The sequence below is a fragment of the Streptomyces sp. 13-12-16 genome, assembly GCF_002114215.1.
Taxonomy (GTDB): Bacteria; Actinomycetota; Actinomycetes; order Streptomycetales; family Streptomycetaceae; genus Streptomyces.
In genome coordinates this window covers 1-14,328 of record NZ_NCTE01000993.1, presented here as the reverse complement: position 1 = coordinate 14,328, position 14,328 = coordinate 1, and the positions used below count along the sequence as shown (strand labels likewise).

At 72.7% G+C, this 14,328-nt stretch carries 13 protein-coding genes and 1 pseudogene; 8 read left to right on the top strand and 6 right to left on the bottom strand.

What is annotated here, in order from left to right:
- Positions 1–531: 531 nt before the first annotated feature.
- Positions 532–1,299, bottom strand: coding sequence for an SDR family NAD(P)-dependent oxidoreductase (locus tag B7767_RS33850; protein ID WP_085575445.1), 768 nt, complete (start codon positions 1,297–1,299; stop codon positions 532–534).
- 247 nt (positions 1,300–1,546) lie between these two features.
- On the opposite strand from B7767_RS33850, the gene B7767_RS33845 reads away from it, so the two are divergent.
- A complete protein-coding gene (locus tag B7767_RS33845; RefSeq protein ID WP_085575444.1) occupies positions 1,547–2,443 on the top strand; it encodes an RNA polymerase sigma-70 factor in 897 nt (298 codons plus the stop codon).
- Between the two features lie 128 nt (positions 2,444–2,571).
- A complete protein-coding gene (locus B7767_RS33840; protein ID WP_085575443.1) occupies positions 2,572–3,072 on the top strand; it encodes an Ohr family peroxiredoxin in 501 nt (166 codons plus the stop codon).
- A gap of 95 nt (positions 3,073–3,167) precedes the next feature.
- Here the strand turns inward: B7767_RS33840 and fdxA are convergent.
- From fdxA to B7767_RS33820, 4 genes and pseudogenes are all read right to left on the bottom strand, one after another.
- A pseudogene (fdxA, locus tag B7767_RS33835) lies at positions 3,168–3,467 on the bottom strand (ferredoxin); the annotation flags it as partial.
- A 93-nt stretch (positions 3,468–3,560) separates the two neighbouring features.
- Positions 3,561–4,409, bottom strand: a complete 849-nt coding sequence (locus B7767_RS33830) for an RNA polymerase subunit sigma (RefSeq protein WP_085575441.1) — start codon at positions 4,407–4,409, stop codon at positions 3,561–3,563.
- A 161-nt stretch (positions 4,410–4,570) separates the two neighbouring features.
- Entirely contained in the window at positions 4,571–5,920 is a 1,350-nt protein-coding gene (locus B7767_RS33825) for an NAD(P)/FAD-dependent oxidoreductase (RefSeq protein WP_085575440.1), read from the bottom strand.
- 90 nt (positions 5,921–6,010) lie between these two features.
- Positions 6,011–6,652, bottom strand: coding sequence for a TetR/AcrR family transcriptional regulator (locus B7767_RS33820; RefSeq protein WP_085575439.1), 642 nt, complete (start codon positions 6,650–6,652; stop codon positions 6,011–6,013).
- Positions 6,653–6,786: 134 nt separating this feature from the next.
- Here B7767_RS33820 and B7767_RS33815 point away from each other — a divergent pair, with 134 nt between their 5' ends.
- The 6 genes from B7767_RS33815 to B7767_RS47480 all read left to right on the top strand — a co-directional run bounded on the left by B7767_RS33815 (position 6,787) and on the right by B7767_RS47480 (position 13,012).
- Positions 6,787–7,524: an SDR family NAD(P)-dependent oxidoreductase gene (locus B7767_RS33815; protein WP_085575438.1), complete on the top strand. Its 738-nt coding sequence runs from the start codon at positions 6,787–6,789 to the stop codon at positions 7,522–7,524.
- A 280-nt stretch (positions 7,525–7,804) separates the two neighbouring features.
- Positions 7,805–8,299 carry a cupin domain-containing protein gene (locus tag B7767_RS33810; RefSeq protein ID WP_085575437.1) on the top strand — a complete coding sequence of 165 codons (495 nt, stop codon included), beginning with the start codon at positions 7,805–7,807 and terminating at the stop codon, positions 8,297–8,299.
- A 74-nt stretch (positions 8,300–8,373) separates the two neighbouring features.
- A complete protein-coding gene (locus B7767_RS33805; RefSeq protein ID WP_085575436.1) occupies positions 8,374–9,114 on the top strand; it encodes an SDR family oxidoreductase in 741 nt (246 codons plus the stop codon).
- A 63-nt stretch (positions 9,115–9,177) separates the two neighbouring features.
- The gene (aceE, locus tag B7767_RS33800) at positions 9,178–11,835 is read left to right on the top strand and encodes a pyruvate dehydrogenase (acetyl-transferring), homodimeric type (protein ID WP_085575435.1); all 2,658 of its coding nucleotides are present in this window, start codon (positions 9,178–9,180) and stop codon (positions 11,833–11,835) included.
- Positions 11,836–11,982: 147 nt separating this feature from the next.
- Positions 11,983–12,795 carry a class I SAM-dependent methyltransferase gene (locus B7767_RS33795; protein ID WP_085575434.1) on the top strand — a complete coding sequence of 271 codons (813 nt, stop codon included), beginning with the start codon at positions 11,983–11,985 and terminating at the stop codon, positions 12,793–12,795.
- A 94-nt stretch (positions 12,796–12,889) separates the two neighbouring features.
- A complete protein-coding gene (locus B7767_RS47480) occupies positions 12,890–13,012 on the top strand; it encodes a hypothetical protein (RefSeq protein ID WP_256923663.1) in 123 nt (40 codons plus the stop codon).
- 106 nt (positions 13,013–13,118) lie between these two features.
- On the opposite strand, the gene B7767_RS33785 is transcribed toward B7767_RS47480, so the two are convergent.
- Positions 13,119–14,328 (bottom strand): helix-turn-helix transcriptional regulator (locus B7767_RS33785; RefSeq protein ID WP_218775836.1); only part of this gene is annotated, 1,210 nt, incomplete at its 5' end.

Here is a 14,328-nt window from a genome sequence, read left to right as displayed (position 1 = left end):
CGTGCGACGCACGCCGCCCGCGGGCCCGCGTCCCATCGCGCGCTCCAGTGCCTCAGCAGGATCCCGGCCACCTCCGCGGGCCGCTGCAGCACGGGCCGGTGGTTGCAGTCCGGCTCGATCGCGTCGGGGGCGCGCAGGGAGGCGCCGAGCCTGCGGCCGAACTCGCGGGTCCACCGGCTCGCCGGCCCGCTCCGGCCGCTGGACGAGCCGGTCGACGTACTCCTCCTTGGTGGAACCGAAACCGGGCAGGTCCCAGGCTCGACGTCGAGTCCGGTCAGGTGCTGTCACACCGTATGTCGCGTACCGGGCAAGAAGGAGGCCCCGGACGGCGGCTCGCGGGGGATCGGCAGGCGTCCGGGGCACTTCGGCGAGACTACCGCACTGTGACACTCTCTGATGCACGGAACCAATGTTGTGGTTCAGGCGACCCGGTCCGTATCGACTGATCGCCCGGCATGGAGCCGTCCCGTCCGCTCGGGTCCCGCGTGACCGGGGCGCCGGCGGCGGGCCGGGGCGTCACAGGCGGGTGCGTCAGATGAGTTCCAGTCCGCCGTCGACGGTGATCACCTGGCCGGTCGCGTGGCGTCCGGCGGGTTCGGCCAGGCGCAGGATCCAGTGCGCCATCTCTTCGGCGGAGGCGATGTGGTGCGTGGGGATGCGCTCGCGCTCGTAGGCGTACATGTCGTTGGCCGCCTCCGGGGTGAGACCGGCGTGGAGCATGACGTCCGTGCGCGTGGGGCCCGGGGCGACGGAGTTGACACGGACCCCCTCACCGGCGAGTTCGAGGGCCCAGCTCCGCGTCATCTGTTCGATGGCCGCCTTGGTCGCCGAGTAGTGGGCGCCACCCGCCATCGGGCGGTGGCCATAGGTGCTGGAAAGGTTGATGATCGTGCCCGAGGTGCGGCGCAGGTGCGGCAGGGCTTCACGGGCCAACAGGCTCGGAGCGACGACGTTGAGCGCCAGGAGGTCGAGGACGACCTGCTTCTCGGTCTCCGCCAGCGGCATGACCGCGGTGGCACCGGCGTTGTTGATCAGGTGATCGAGGCGGCCCCACTGCCGTACGGCGTGCGAGACGATCTCGGCGGGCGCCCCGTCGGCGCAGACGTCGACGGCCAGGACGGCGATGTTGTCGTGGGCCGCGGCGGTCTCCTTCAGCGGTTGCGCACGGCGGCCGACTCCGAGCACATGCGCTCCGGCCTCGGCGAAGGCCACGGCGGTGGCCCGGCCGATGCCGGAGCCCGCACCGGTGACGACGGCGACGTGACCGGAGAATCCCCGGTCGGTGGTGGTGGCAGTCACGTGACATCCTTCGTTCGACGATCGTGGTGCACAGGACCTGTGGCTGGCGTCCTACTGACCGGGCGGGAGAGCCGCCTGTGACAGGCCCGGACGTCACGGATCCGTCGGCTCGCCCGGAGGCGGTGGCTCGCGGGACACGGCGAACCGTCCGCCCCGTGACACCGTTCGTGCCACGGTGTATCCGCCGGAGATGAATCGGTGTGCCACTTGTAGCATGGCCGGTGATCCGTTCAGAAGGGACCGTTCCATGCCCGCCGGTGCCCCTCGCGACACCCTCGCCCAAGCGACGAAGGACTTCCTCTCCGCGCGTCCGCAGCTCTTCGGCATCGCGTACCGCATCCTGGGCAGCACCGCGGAGGCCGAGGACGTGGTGCAGGAGACCTGGTTGCGGTGGCAGAACACCGACCGGACGACCGTGCGCGAACCGGCCGCCTTCCTCACCACGGCGGCCACCCGGCTGGCGATCAACCTGGCCCGGTCGGCACGCGTGCGCCGGGAGACATACGTCGGTCCGTGGCTCCCGGAGCCGGTCGACACCAGGCACGATCCGCAGCTGGGCGCGGAGCGGGCCGAGGCCCTCGAACTGGCGGTACTGCTGCTCCTGGAGAAGCTGAGCCCCGGGGAGCGGGCCGCCTACGTGCTGCGGCAGGCCTTCGACTACCCCTACGGGCGGATCGCCGAGGTGCTGGAGAGCAACGAGGCCAACGCCCGTCAGCTCGTGAGCCGGGCACGCAAGCACCTGGCCGCCGAGCGCCGGGAGCGGGTCGGTCCGGCGGCCCACCGGCGCCTGCTGGAGGTGTTCCTCTCCGCGGCGCGGACGGGCGACCTCTCGGCGCTGGAGGAGGTGCTGACCGCGGATGTCGTCAGCTACTCGGACGGGGGCGGGATCCGTGGCGCGTCCAGGATCCCGGTCGTCGGACGGGAGCGCGTGTCCCGGTACCTCGCGGCCTTCGCGCCGCGCTTCTGGCCGCCGGCGGACACTCGCCGGGTCGAGGCGAACGGCCGCCCGGCGGTGCTCGTCTCGTCCGGCGGGAAGACGGTGGCCCTGCTGTCCGTCGACGTGTCCGCCGCGGGCATCGACCGGATCCTGTGGGTGATGAACCCGGACAAACTGTCCGCCTACGTCGCGTCCCTCGGGAGCTGACCGGCCGTCAGGTGTTCCTCGCGGTCCGTGACGGGTAGGCGTCACGGACAAGGTGACTCACCGGTCATCCTGTAGCCCGGACCCTGTGTCCGCAGGTGCAAGCGTCTTCACAACATCGGAGTCATGCCGTGACCGAGCGGATCCAGTTGCCCACCCTGTCGACCGAGAAGGACTTCGACGGGGACTCCTTCTCGCCCATCTACACCACGACGGTGACCGTCGACGGTGGTGCGGCCGCGCACGGGCGGGCCTCCGGGCGGGCGCGTTCGGCCGACGGCGTCCTGGACCTCGACCTGCGCATGCCCGCCGAGCTGGGCGGTGACGGCCGGGGCACCAACCCCGAGCAGTTGTTCGCCGCCGGTTTCGCAGCGTGCTTCCACGGGGCGCTGAGCCTGGTGGCGCGGCAGGAGGCCCTCGACCCGGACGTCATCTCGGTCGCGGCGACCGTGGGTTTCGGGCGGGACCCGGAGGACGGGGGTTATCTGCTGCGCGTCGATCTGGTGGTGACGTGGCCCGGTGCCGACGCGGAGGTCGCCACCCCCCTGGTGGAGAAGGCCGGTTCCCTGTGTCCCTACGCGCGGATGGCGTGGCGGGGCACACCCACGACCATTGCGCTCGCCACCCCCTGAGGTCACGGCTTTCGAGGTCACGAGGGGAACCACAGGTCGGCGTCGGCGGCCGCCTCCTTGCCGACGGCGAAGACGGAGATCTCCTTCTTGGCGGGACTCTGCGCGGGCAGCGCGGCGATCAGGGGGTGGTCGCCACCCGGGGCGCGGGGCCCGGGGGCGGCCGGCTCGAAGTACTCGGCGTTGACCGACGCGTAGTGTGCCCAGTGCCGCGGGAGTTCGTCCTCGGGGAAGATGGCCTCGACGGGGCAGACGGGCTCGCAGGCGTGGCAGTCGACGCACTCCGACGGATCGATGTACAGGGTGCGGACGCCCTCGTAGATGCAGTCCACCGGGCATTCGGCCACACACGCCCGGTCCTTGATGTCGACACAGGGCTGGGCTATGACGTACGTCATCCTCTCCTCCTCGCCGTCGCGGTCCTCGCGGTGGTGGCGAGTCCGGCTCATCCATATGACCGGGCGGACCGCGGGAGTGTGACGCGCTTCGCGTCACGGGCGGGGCCGGTTCCAGGCGCGCAGCTTGTCGGGGTTGAGCATCACCCAGACCTGGACGACCCGGGACCCGGCGATGTCGAGCGTGATGACGGCGACGACCTGGTCGTCGTAGCGGGCGACGATGCCGGTGCGTCCGTTGACGGAGTGGGTGTCCAAGGCGGTGCGGGGGTGGCGGGCGAGCAGGGTCAGCAGGCTGCGGGCGACCTCGGCGCCACCGTTGACCGGCCGGGTCAGCGTGCGGATCCTGCCCCCGCCGTCGTAGAAGACGGTCGCGTCGGGGGCCAGCAGCGACGCCAGCCGGCCCGCGTCCTCGTCGGCGCACGCCTGTCGCACCGAGTCGGCGATCTCGTCCTGCCGGTGCGGCGGTGCGGGCTCCGCGCGGCGGGCCCGCAGACTCCGGCGGGCCCGGTCCAGCAGTTCGGCGCACTCCGGTTCGGACTGCCCGACGATGCCCGCGACCGTGGGCGGCGCCATCCCGAACACGTCGTTCAGCACGAACGCCGCCCTCTCGGCCGGTGAGAGCGAGTCGAGGGCTCCGGCCAGGACCGTTCCGGCTTCGCCTTCCGGATCCGGCCCACCGCGTACGCCGGTGCCCGGCGCCGGCCCGTCGGGCACCGCCAGCCGTTCCAGGCAGATTCCGCCGACGGTCCGCGTCAGCCAGGCCCGGGGCGTCGCCACCCGGGCCCGCTCCGGGTCGGAGAGCCCGTACCACCGCCGGTACGCGTCGTTGATCGCTCCCTCGGCGGCGACACGGCTGCCGAGCATCCAGTGGGCGACCTCCAGCAGATGCCGCCGCTCGTCGAGCAGCTCGGTGATCGGCGCGGCGTCACCGACGTGGTCCATACCGGGTCCCCTCCTGAACGGCACTCCACCGCCCCGCCGTCGCGACGCGCGTGCACAGCGGAACGGTACTCGCAGTACCGGACTGTCCGGGCCGGGAAAGACGTTGTGACACCTTTTCGTTGTCACGCGTCCGCCGCCGCGTCGGCGCGGTCAGGACCGGCTCACCGGGCGACCGCGTCCTCGGTCCGTTCGCCGTGGCGGGGCACGCCTTTGGAGACGAAGGCGTCCCGCGGGTGCTGGACCGACGCGAGCGAGACGATGTCGCGTCCGAACAGGGCGGCGGTGACCCACACGGCGAGCACCCGGGCCTTGCGCTCCCAGGTCGGTACGGCCAGCACGTGGTAGCCGCGGTGCATCAGCCAGGCCGGGAGCCCCTTGACGACCAGGCGCCGGTACTGGAAGACGCCGTGCCCCAGTCCCAGGGTGGCCACCACGCCCAGGCTGTGGTGCACGTAGTCCTTGGCGGGCCGGCCGCGCAGGTCCGCCAGGATGTTCCTCGCCAGCAGCTTCCCCTGCCGTACCGCGTGCTGGGCGTTGGGGACCGTGTGCGCGCCCGGCCGTCCGGACGCCAGGTCCGGTACGGCGGCGTCGTCGCCCGCGGCCCACACGTCCGCCACCGGGTCCGTGTCGGTGCCGACCCGGAGGTCGGCGCGGACGACGAGCAGTCCTCGTTCGTCGACCGGGAGGTCGGTGTGGTTGCGCACGATCGGGTTGGACGCGTTGCCCGCCGCCCACACGAGCAGGTCCGACTCGTACTCCTCGCCGTCGGACAGCACGATGTGACCGTCCGTCGCGGAGACGACCCGGGTGTTCAGGTGGACCCGCGCCCCCCGCTTCTCCAGGGAGCGCACCACCCACTCGCCGGGTCCGTCGCCGACCTCGGGGAGGATGCGCCCCCGTGCCTCGATCAGGTGGAAGGACAGCTCGTCCGCGCGGATCTCCGGGTAGTTCCCGAGCAGCGCGGTCGCCAGGGCCAGCAGCTCTCCGAAGCCCTCCACGCCGGAGAAGCCGCCGCCGACGAAGGTGACCGTGAGCAGCTTGCGGCGTTCGGGCCCGGGGGGCAGGAGCGCGGCGCGGTCGAACGACGTCAGCAGCCGGTCCCGTACCGCCACGGCCTCCTCGACGTGCTTGAGGCCGTAGGCCTGTTCACCCACCCCCGGGATCGGGAAGGTGCGGGTGACCGCGCCCGCCGTCACCACCAGGACGTCGTAGGAGAGGTCGAAGTCCGGTCCGGTCTCCGGCCGTACCGTCACCCTGCGGTCGCTGTCGCGGATCTCCGTGACCGCGCCCGCGATCAGCCGGGTCCCGCGCAGGTGCCTGCGCAGGGACACCGCCGCGTGCCGGGCCTCGACCGATCCCGCCAGCACCTCGGGCAGGAACGGCTGGTACGTCATGTACGGACGGGGGTCGACCACGGTGACGCGTGCCTCGCCCCGGCGCAGTCTCTTCCCCAGGCCCCACGCGGTGTAGAAACCCGCGTAACCACCACCCACGATCAGGATCTCGCGCACAGTGCCCTCTGTTCCTCTCGGCTCCTGACACGAAGACCGGGAGGAACCCTTCGCTGTGACACGGTCCGGCCGCGCCGGCGGTGTGCCGGATCAGTCCGGTGCGGAGGGGGCCGGCAGGCGCAGTCCGGCGGGCGGCGGGTGCGGCAGGGTGCGGGCACCGGTGTCGCACAGCCCGTCGAGGGCCAGTTCCAGGTAGCGCCGCCAGAGTTGCGGGTCCGTCTCCAGCAGGGGGGCGGCCGTCTGGTGGATGCCGCCGAGCAGCAGCATGACGTCCGTCCCGGTGATGTCCGCGCGGACGGCGCCCTGTTCCCTCGCCCGGGCCGTGAGGTCCTCCACGACGTCGCCGAGGCGGCCGATCGCGTCCCGTACCTCGGCGTGCTGGAGCGAGGGGCGCCCGATCACTTCACAGAACGCCTGGTCGGTGGCGAGCGCCTCGACGCCCGCGGTCATGAACTCCCGCAGGGCCGCTCCCGCGTCGTCGGCCTCCAGCAGACGTGCCGCCAGATCGGTGAGCCGGTCGAGCAGTTGCAGCATGATCGCCGCGAGGAGATCGTCCTTCGACGCGAAGTGCCGGAACACGGTGCCCTTGGCCAGGCCGGCGCGCTGAGCGATCTCGCTCATCGACACGTCGACCCCGCACTCGGCGAAGGCCTCGGTCGCCGCCGTGAGCAGCAGCCGCCGGTTGCGGACCATGTCCGCCCGGAAGCCGGGAGCGGGCGTCGTACCTGTCATGCCGCCTCCTGGTCGTGTCGGCTCCTCACGCCCCAGAGCGTAACACCGAAGATGACCCCACGGTCATCTTCGGTGTTACGCTCCACAACATGACCGTGCGGTCATTTTCTGTGGACAACCCTCCCGGAGGAGACATGAGCACTGTTCTCGACACCAAGGTCGCCCTGGTCACGGGCGCTTCCTCGGGCATAGGACGGGCGACGGCCCTCGCCCTGTCCGGGGCGGGCGCGCGGGTCGCCGTCGGCGGCCGCAGAGCCGACCGGCTGGCCTCGCTGGCCCAGGAGGCCGCGGGCGAGGTGCTCGTCCTGGAGATGGACGTCACCGATCCCCGCTCCGTGCGGGACGCCGTCACGGCGACCGTCGAGCGCTTCGGCGCACTCGACATCGTGGTGAACAACGCGGGCGTCATGCTCAGCGGGGCCATCCTGGGCGCGGACACCGCGGAGTGGGCGCGGATGGTGGAGACCAACCTGCTGGGATCGATGTACACGGTGCACTCGGCCCTGCCCCACCTCCTCGCGGCCAAGGGGGCGGTGGTGCAGATCTCCTCGACCTCGGGGCGCGTCTCCTCGGCGGCGAGCGGTGCCTACGCGGCCACCAAGTTCGGCATCACCGCCTTCTCCGAGGCGCTGCGCCAGGAGGTCACCGAGCAGGGCGTGCGGGTCGTCGTCATCGAGCCCGGTTTCGTCTCGACCGAGCTGACCAGCCACATCACCGATCCGGTCATGCAGGCCGCGGCGAAGAGCATGGCGGAGTCGATGCGGACCCTCGACCCGGACGACATCGCCGCGGCCGTCCTCTACGCGGTCACCCAGCCCGATCACGTCGCCGTCAACGAGATCCTCATCCGTCCCACCGACCAGACCCGCTGACGGACACCGTGTCACAGACCGGCCCGGAGTCCGGTCAGTGGACCGTGACGAGTTCCCCGGTGGAGAGGTGTCCCGACGGACGCGCGTGCCGACCACTTCGGCCACGCCCTCGCCGCGCCGATCCCGCTGATCGCGGTCAGCGGCGCGTACAACCGCACCGGGGCCACCGGCCGGCAGCCCGCCGGGGCCACGAGCCCGGCATGTCCGGCTGACGGGCCCGCCACCGGGCACCGCGCACAGGCGCCGCACGTCACCGGCCGTCCCAGGAAAGGAACCAGCCATGTCGTACCCGTACCCGGAGCTGAAGTACTGGGGAGAGGACGGTGAGGTCAGTGCCGTCTTCCGGCCTGCCGCCACACCACCGGACCTCGGTGAGAGCGGTACCGGGAAGGACGCCACCCACTATCTGGCGACCACCGCCACCACCCGGGGCGAGTTCGGGCTGTACCGGGTGGAGATGCGGCCCAGGGCGGGCGGCCCCAGGACGCATTTCCACAAGCGCATCTCGGAGTCGTTCTACATCCTGGACGGCACGGTGCGCGTGTTCGACGGCGCCCGGTGGGCCGACGCCCGCAAGGGCGACTTCCTGCACGTGCCGCAGGGCGGACTGCACGCCTTCCGCAACGACTCGGACGCCCCGGCCGACATGCTGCTGCTGTTCACGCCGGGCGCACCGCGCGAGGAGTACTTCGAGCAGGTGTCACGGCTCGGGAACGCCTCGGAGGAGGAGCGCGCCGCCTTCTTCGACAAGCACGACTCCTACTTCGTGGAGTAGCCGCCCCGTCTTCGGCGACACCCGGCGTTCGACCACACCCAGCGGGGTCACGGCCCCGGACGGAAGGGATCAACATGAGAATCGTCGTCGCAGGTGCCACGGGCCGGATCGGTTCCAGGACCGTGGCCGGGCTGCGGGACCACGGGGCGCGGGTCGTGCCCGTGTCCCGCGCGGACGGTGTCGACCTCGGCACCGGGCAGGGCCTCGGCGGGGCGTTGCGCGGTGCCGAGGTGGTCGTGGACGTCACCGACGCGCCCTCCCGGGAACCGGAGGCGAGCCGGGACTTCTTCGCCACCGCGACGGGCAACCTGCTCGAGGCCGCCGCCGCGGCGGGCGCCGGGCACTACGTCGCGCTGTCGGTCGTGGGCGCCGACCGGGCCGGGTCCGGGTACTTCCGGGCCAAGGCGGACCAGGAGGCCCTGGTGACCGGGTCGGCCGTTCCGTACTCCCTGGTGCGCGCCACCCCGTTCTTCGAGTCCGTGGCGGCCGCCGCCGAGGACGGCACCCGGCCGGACGGTGTGTTCGTCCCGCCCCTGGCGGTGCGGCCGGTGTCGCTGGACGACGTCGCCGCCGCCGTCGCCCATGTCGCCGTCGGCGTACCGCTGTTCGGCGTGCTGGAGGCGGCCGGGCCCGAGGAGCGCCGGCTCGACGACTTCGTCACCGAACTCCTGACCGCCGACGGCCGGACCGGCCCGGTCGTCGCCGACCCCGGTGCCCCGTTCTTCGGTGCGCCCCTCCGGGAACGGACGCTGCTCCCCGGACCGGACGCCCGGCTGGGACACCACACGTTCACCCAGTGGCTCGAGCAGCGCTGACCCCGTCCGGGCGGCGGTCCACGGCCGTGCCCCACCTCCCGACACCGTGCCAGGAAGGCCCCCATGAGTGAGCTCGACCAGTTGCCCGACCGTGACCGTGAGGAGACCGCCGAATGGCGGGCCTCCCTCGACGCCGTCGTGCGGAACGCCGGTCCGGAACGGGCGGCCTACCTGGTGCGACGGGTGCACGAGTTCGCCGCGGAGTCCGGGACGCCCCTGCCCGGACTGCTCTCCTCGGACTACATCAACACCGTCCCGGCCGCCGCGCAGCCGGAGTTCGACGGCGACCTGGAGATGGAGTCCAGGATCACCGCGCTCAACCGGTGGAACGCGGCGGCGATGGTCACCCGCGGCGCCCCCGCGGGGCTGGGCGGGCACATCTCGACGTACGCCTCGGCGGCCTGGCTCTACGAGATCGGCTTCCACCACTTCTTCCGGGGCAAGCACGGCGACGGCTCGGGCGACCAGCTGTTCCTCCAGGGACACGCCTCCCCCGGCATCTACGCCCGGGTGTTCCTCGAAGGACGCCTGAGCCTGGAGCAGCTCGACGGTTTCCGGCGGGAGACGGGCGGTCACGGCCTGCCGTCCTACCCCCACCCCCGGCGGCTGCCGTGGCTGTGGGAGTTCCCCACCGTGTCCATGGGGCTCGGCCCCCTGGGCGCCATCTACCAGGCCCGTTTCAACCGCTATCTGCACGCCCGCGGCATCAGGGACACCTCCGCCTCGCGGGTCTGGGCGTTCCTCGGCGACGGGGAGACGGACGAGCCGGAGTCCATGGCAGCCCTCACCCTCGCCTCCCGCGAGGGCCTGGACAACCTCACCTTCGTCGTCAACTGCAACCTCCAGCGCCTGGACGGGCCGGTACGGTCCAACTCGAAGATCGTCCAGGAACTGGAGGCCCGCTTCCGGGGTGCCGGCTGGAACGTGGTCAAGACGCTGTGGGGCGAGGCCTGGGACCCCCTGCTGGCGCGGGACACCACCGGCGACCTGGTACGGCGTCTCGGTGCCGTACCCGACGCGCAGCTGCAGACCCTCGCCGCGCGGGACGCCGCCTACATCCGCGGGAACTTCTTCACCGGCGACGCCCTCTCCGCCCTCTCCGACGGCCTGAGCGACGCCCAGGTCGTCGGCCTGTTCGCCGACTCCCGCGGCGGACACGAACCGTTGAAGGTGCACGCCGCCTACCGGGCCGCCGTCGAGCACCGGGGCGCGCCGACGGTCGTCCTCGCCCAGACGGTCAAGGGCCACACCCTCGGCTCCGCGTTCGAGTCCCGCAACGCCAACCACCAGATGAAGAAGCTCACGACGGCCCAGTTCCGCGAGATGCGCGACCTGCTGGAGCTGCCCATCCCCGACAGCGCGCTCGCCGGCGACCAGGTCCCGTACTGGCATCCGGGCGAGGACTCCCCCGAGGTGCGCTACCTGCGCGAGCGGCGGGCCGCGCTCGGCGGGCCGGCCCCGGCACGCGAGGTGACGGCGAAACCGCTGCCGCAGCCCCCCGCCAAGCCCTTCGAGGCGTTGGAGAAGGGCTTCGGCCGCCAGGAGGTGGCCACCACCATGGCGCTCGTCCGCCTGGTCAAGGACCTGATGCGGGAGGAGGGGACCGGGCGGCGCTGGGTTCCGATCGTCCCCGACGAGGCCCGCACCTTCGGCATGGAGTCGCTGTTCCCCACGGCCGGCATCTACTCGCCGCAGGGCCAGAACTACGACCCCGTCGACGCCGGCCAACTCCTGCACTACAAGGAGAGCACCACCGGACAGCTCCTCATCGAGGGCATCACCGAGGCCGGTTCCGTCGCCGAGTTCACCGCCGCGGCCACCTCGTACGCCACCCACGGCGAGCCGATGATCCCCTTCTACATCTTCTACGCCATGTTCGGGTTCCAGCGCACCGGTGACCAGTTCTGGGCCCTGGGCGACCAGATGGGCCGCGGCTTCGTCGTCGGCGGCACCGCCGGACGCACCACCATGACCGGTGAGGGACTGCAGCACGGCGACGGCCACTCCCACCTGCTGGCCGCCACCAACCCGGCGGCGATCAGCTACGACCCGGCCTTCGCCTACGAGATCGCGGTGATCGTCCGCGACGGCCTGCGCCGGATGTACGGCGAGGACCCCGAGGACGTCTTCTACTACCTCACCGTCTACAACGAACCCACCCGGCAGCCGCCCATGCCCGCGGTGCCCGGCATCGAGGAGGGCATCGTCCGGGGCATCTACCGGTACCGGGCGGCGGACCCCTCCGCGACCGGCCCCCGGATCCAGTTGCTGTCCTCCGGTACGGCCGTCCACTGGGCCCTGCGCGCCCAGGAACTCCTCGCCTCCGACCACGGCGTGCACGCCGACGTCTGGTCGGTGACCTCCTGGACGGAACTGCGCCGGGACGCGATGCGCGCCGACGACGCCCGCATGCGCGGGGAGGAGCGCACCCCGTACGTCGGTCAGGTGCTGGCCGGTGCGCCGGGCCCGGTGCTGGCGGTCAGCGACTGGATGCGGCAGGTACCCGACCAGATCAGCCAGTGGGTCGAGCAGGACTACTACTCCCTGGGCACCGACGGCTTCGGTCTCTCCGACACCCGTGAAGCCGTGCGCCGCCACTTCGGAGTGGACGCCGAGTCGATCGTGGTGACCGCCCTGGACCGCCTGGCCCTCGCCGGGCGGGTGCCGCCGGAGGCCGTCGCGCGGGCCCGCACGCGCTACGGCCTCGGCCCGAAGGACTGAACGGCTCGCCGACGCGGTGGGGACGCCCGCCCCGTGGTCCGGTCCCGGTTTCCGAGAGGGAGCCGGGACCGGCCGCGTCCCGGTGCGCGCCCGCGCTCGCCGGGCGCCCCCTGTCACAGGACCGGCCGGTGCCCTGTCCTGCTGGGCATGCACCTCGTCACAGCGATCGCACCGGACGTCCGGCCCCGGCCGGCCCCTTACACCGTCACCGCGGAGTTCTACGACATCCTCCACGCCGACGAGGACGGGCCACTGGTCCGGCGCCTCTACGGCCCCGCGGTCGCCGAGGCCCGGCTGGGCGTGCTGGACGTCGGCGCCGGGACGGGACGGGTCACGCTGATGAGCGTGACGGAGTCCCGGGCCGACGTGCACGCGGTCGAGCCCTCGCGTGCCATGCGCACCTCGTTGACGACCCGTCTCGCCGCGCTGCCGGCGGCCGCGCGGGAACGGGTGACGGTGTATCCGCACCCGCTGGACGAGGCCGCCCTGCACGCGGTCGCGGACGTGGCCGTCTGCCACAACACGGTCGCCTGCCTCCCGCCGGCCGCGCGGAGCGCGCTCTGGCCGTCGGTCGCCACGGCCCTCTCCCCCGGTGGCTCGCTGCTCCTCCACCTGCCGCCCGCCCGGCTTCCCGCCCAGGACGTCGTACGGGTCTTCACCGAGCGGCGGATCGGCCGGCACGAGTACGGCGGGCGCATGGTGCTGTCGGCCGTCGGGGACCGGATCCGCACCCGTGTCGACTACCGGGTCCGGGCGGGCGGCAGGGTGCTGCGGGAACACACCGAGACCTTCTGGATGTGGCCGGCCTCGCGCTCCGCGCTCGTCCGGGACCTGGAACGGCACGGGTTCACCCCGTCGCCCCGGCCCACCGATCCGGCCGTCCTCGCGATGACTCTCCGGCGGGGCCGGACGGCCGGCGCCGGTGTCACGACCGGGGCCGCCCGACGGTCCGGTGGGTGACGGCGTCACACGGTCCGCCCGGTGTGACCGACCAGGGCGGAGAACACATGTCGCACGCGGACACGTTCGTGATCGTCGGGGCGGCCCGTCCGGGATGAGCGTGAACACGTGGGACGTCATCGGTCCGATCCGCGCCCTCGTCGGGTCCGGGGCCGGGACGGACGACTCGGCCCCGCGCGATCCCGCGGTCCCCCTGGAGAGCCTCGCGGCCCGATGACCGCGCGCCGGCGGGCGGCCTTGCGGTGGGACCCCCGGGCACCCGGTCTGCTCCCACCACGGCAACGATGCGAACGCTCAGTGGCACCACGGGGCCGGAAGCGCCGTCAGAGGTCGCCCAGTGCTGCGCCGAGCCCGGTGCGCGACGTGACCCCCAGTTTGGTGAACACCTTGCGCAGATGCCACTCGACGGTGCGTGGGCTGATGAACAGTTCGGCGCCGATCTCCGCGTTCGTGTTGCCCTCGGCGGCCAGTCGGGCGATGTGGGCCTCCTGCGCGGTGAGGATCTCGTGCACGTCGGCCTCATGGCTCCGCACGGACTCGCCGAGGGCGAGGAGTTCGCGGCGCGCGCGCTCCGCGAAGGCGCCGGCTCCGAAACCCTGCAGCATGTCGAAGGCCGTGCGCAGCTGTGCGCGCGCGTCGGCGTGCCGGCCCTCACCGCTGAGCCACTCGCCGTACACCAGGTGGGTGCGGGCGAGGTGGAGGGCCACCCGGCTGCGTCCGAGGTGTCCGAGGGCCTCCCCGTACAGCCGGTCGGCGGTCCGGCCGTCGCTGAGCAGCGCCCGGGACCTGGCCAGGACACCGAGGGCCCACTCCGTGCCGCTCACGGCGGCCCGCTCCTCCAGCCGGGCCAGGGCCGCCGCGGCCGTTTCCGGGTCTCCGCCGCGGACGGCGGCCTCGACGAGTTCCATGAGGGTGAATCCGGCGACCGCCAAGTCGTCGTACTGGCAACCCAGTTCGGCGCTGACGAGCGCCTCCTCGTACCGGCCGAGACCGTTGAGGAGCACCGCGAGCAGATAGTGGCCCAGGCCGATCGCCCGGCCCTCGCCCCAGGTGGACGCGGACCGCACACCGGTCCGGATCAGCTCCGCCGCCCGGACGTCGTCGCCGCGCCAGGCGGTGAGCAGGAGCGGGGCGTACCCGAGGGGGGAATTGCCGGTCACCTCGGTGAGGTTGCCGGACTCGTTGATCAGCTCGGCGGCCTGGTCGAACTCGCCCGCGTGCACGTGGACGGCCGCACGGTAGGAGAGGGCCAGCGGAAGGAAGTTGAGCGCGCCGGTCTCGCGGGCCACCCGGACGGCCCGCGTGGTCAGCACGTGCCACGTCTCGTCGTCCCACAGCTCGCCGGCCACCAGCCACGTCAGCCAGAGCCAGCGCACGGTGTCGTCGTCCTCGTGCCCGGTGGCCCGCCGGAACGCCGACAGAGCCGACCGCAGCGGCGCGGCACCGTCGACGTGGCTCCCGGCGAACCAGGCCGCCAGGCCGTCGAGCAGCAGGTCCGCCGGCCGGGGCGGCAGCGGCCCGGCCGGTGCGGCG

What these genes read in the sequence shown, in the direction of transcription:
- B7767_RS33845 (WP_085575444.1), top strand. Translation starts at nt 1,547, where the DNA reads ATGCCCGCCGGTGCCCCTCGCGACACCCTCGCCCAAGCGACGAAGGAC.
- B7767_RS33830 (WP_085575441.1), bottom strand. Translation starts at nt 4,409, where the DNA reads ATGGACCACGTCGGTGACGCCGCGCCGATCACCGAGCTGCTCGACGAG.
- B7767_RS33820 (WP_085575439.1), bottom strand. Translation starts at nt 6,652, where the DNA reads ATGACAGGTACGACGCCCGCTCCCGGCTTCCGGGCGGACATGGTCCGC.
- B7767_RS33815 (WP_085575438.1), top strand. Translation starts at nt 6,787, where the DNA reads ATGAGCACTGTTCTCGACACCAAGGTCGCCCTGGTCACGGGCGCTTCC.
- B7767_RS33810 (WP_085575437.1), top strand. Translation starts at nt 7,805, where the DNA reads ATGTCGTACCCGTACCCGGAGCTGAAGTACTGGGGAGAGGACGGTGAG.
- B7767_RS33805 (WP_085575436.1), top strand. Translation starts at nt 8,374, where the DNA reads ATGAGAATCGTCGTCGCAGGTGCCACGGGCCGGATCGGTTCCAGGACC.
- aceE (WP_085575435.1), top strand. Translation starts at nt 9,178, where the DNA reads ATGAGTGAGCTCGACCAGTTGCCCGACCGTGACCGTGAGGAGACCGCC.
- B7767_RS33795 (WP_085575434.1), top strand. Translation starts at nt 11,983, where the DNA reads ATGCACCTCGTCACAGCGATCGCACCGGACGTCCGGCCCCGGCCGGCC.
- B7767_RS47480 (WP_256923663.1), top strand. Translation starts at nt 12,890, where the DNA reads ATGAGCGTGAACACGTGGGACGTCATCGGTCCGATCCGCGCCCTCGTC.